Source organism: Microbispora sitophila (genome assembly GCF_014892245.1).
In the GTDB taxonomy this organism is placed as follows: domain Bacteria; phylum Actinomycetota; class Actinomycetes; order Streptosporangiales; family Streptosporangiaceae; genus Microbispora; species Microbispora siamensis.
Genome location: NZ_JADBGC010000045.1, coordinates 33,925 through 35,478, shown reverse-complemented (window position 1 = coordinate 35,478; position 1,554 = coordinate 33,925). Strand labels below are relative to the sequence as shown.

Annotated in this window: 2 protein-coding genes; both read left to right on the top strand. The window is 69.3% G+C overall.

Going from position 1 to position 1,554, the window contains the following annotated elements; all coding sequences use genetic code 11:
- Positions 1–114: 114 nt before the first annotated feature.
- The gene (locus tag IL992_RS44025; RefSeq protein ID WP_193209226.1) at positions 115–684 is read left to right on the top strand and encodes a DJ-1/PfpI family protein; all 570 of its coding nucleotides are present in this window, start codon (positions 115–117) and stop codon (positions 682–684) included.
- Between the two features lie 19 nt (positions 685–703).
- Entirely contained in the window at positions 704–1,525 is an 822-nt protein-coding gene (locus tag IL992_RS44020; RefSeq protein WP_193209225.1) for an alpha/beta fold hydrolase, read from the top strand.
- Positions 1,526–1,554: the final 29 nt, after the last annotated feature.

The following is a 1,554-nucleotide window of genomic DNA, read 5'->3' as shown; positions in this document are numbered from 1 at the left end:
CGCGGACGAATAGCGGTAAAGGCTTGACGGGCGGGCCGGGCCGAGGAATGCTGACTCAATCGGATCGGATCCGATTGGATCCACCTCACCCGCCCCAGTTGCGAGGAGAAGTAGGTGCCCAGAGCGCTGCTCCTTACCGGCGATGCCGCCGAGGAGCTCGACACCATGTATCCCTACTATCGCGTGCAGGAGGGCGGCTGGGACGTCGACGTCTCGTCACGGACGATGCGTGACGTTCAGCTGGTCATCCACGAGTTCGACCCCAACTCCGACGCCTACGTGGAGAAGAACGGCCGGAAGTTGCCGGTCGACGTGACCTGGTCCGAGGTCGACGTCGAGCGCTATGACGCCCTCATCATCCCTGGGGGACGTGCCCCCGAATGGATCCGGGTCGACGCCGACGTCAGGCGCATCACCGAGCACTTCTTCGCGCGCAACCTCCCGATCGCGCTGGTGTGCCACGGCGCGCAGGTGCCCGCTGTGTACGGGCTGCTGAAGGGCCGGAAGACGGCGTGCTTCCCCCCCATCACCGGTGACATGGAGAACGCGGGCGCGACGGTCATCGACGCTCCCGACGTCGTGGACGGAAACCTCGTCTCCTGCCGGGGCTGGCCCGACATGCCGCAGTTCGGCAGGGTGATGATGGAGGTCTTCTCGAAGTCCATCAACTCCGCATCGGCATGAGCACACCCGAGGTGTCTCGGTGACGGCACTTCGGACCGTCACAGTCGACGGCTCCCCCGTCCACGTCATGGAGAGCGGCACCGGGCCCGCGGTGCTGATGCTGCACGGCTCCGGACCCGGTACGACCGGATCCGGAGCCTGGGCGACGACGGCACAGGCGCTGGGCACGTCCTGGCACCTGGTGGCTCCTGACCAGGCGGGGTTCGGCCGTACACCGATCCCGGCGGGCTCCAGGGGTGGGCTCCGGCTGTGGACGGAGCAGGCCGCGGGCCTGATGGATGCTCTCGGTGTCGAGCACTACGCCGTGGTGGGCCACTCCATGGGCGGTGCCGTGGCGCTGGCGTTGGCGGCCGCGCGTCCCCAGCAGGTCACCCGTGTCGTGGCGGTCTCGACGATGGGCGCCCCCGGGGCGCCGCTGTCCGCCGAGCTCGACGCGGTCTGGGCCGCCCCCGCCGGCCCGCTCGGGGCACGAGACATGTTGAGTCGCCTCGTGTTCGACCAAGCGCTCGTGACCGAGTCGGCCGTCGCTGCCCGTGCAGCTGCGATGCGAGCGGGGGCGGCCGCATTCGCGTCGTTGTTCCCTCCACCTAGGGCACGTTGGGCCGACGAGCTCACCCTCTCGGCGCAAACGCTGGCAGGGATCCGCGCGCCCGTGCTGCTCGTCCACGGCGCCGAGGACCGAGTCACCCCGCTCGGGACGGCAGCCCTGCCCCTGCTCGAACACCTGGCCGATGTCCGTCTGCACGTGCTCGGCCGATGCGGGCACGTGCCGGCGCTCGAGCACCCGCACGACTTCAGGCGACTCCTGTCGTGCTTCCTCAGCCGGGAACGAGGTCACTAATTGCTGCGACAGGTCCGCAGCCCGTGCTC